This window comes from Shewanella electrica (assembly GCF_022321485.1).
Classification (GTDB): Bacteria; Pseudomonadota; Gammaproteobacteria; order Enterobacterales; family Shewanellaceae; genus Shewanella; species Shewanella electrica.
Genome location: NZ_JAKOGG010000497.1, coordinates 1 through 255 on the forward strand (window position 1 = coordinate 1; position 255 = coordinate 255).

Here is a 255-nt window from a genome sequence, read left to right on the forward strand (position 1 = left end):
GCTTCGTGATGTCATTTAGCGAGGACCGTTGTACCTCGGGCCTTGGAAGGAGAGTCTGTTCTCAGCACCCGATCCTGAGGTGAGTCTGTTGGACAAGCTCGTGAGCAAGGTGATGGCCTTCTGGACGAAGCTGATCAACACTTGAGACAGGGTTTTGTCGCCAAACACAGCATCGTAGAGGGTGTTGAAGAGGCCGGCGTTCTCTTGGGCAGCAGCGACGGCGATCACTGCCACGAAGAAGAAGACGAAAGGAAG

The 255-nt window shown here is 54.9% G+C and carries 1 protein-coding gene; it reads right to left on the bottom strand.

Going from position 1 to position 255, the window contains the following annotated elements; translation table 11 throughout:
• Positions 1–15: 15 nt before the first annotated feature.
• Positions 16–255 (bottom strand): hypothetical protein (locus L9G74_RS21310; RefSeq protein WP_238898789.1); only part of this gene is annotated, 240 nt, incomplete at its 5' end.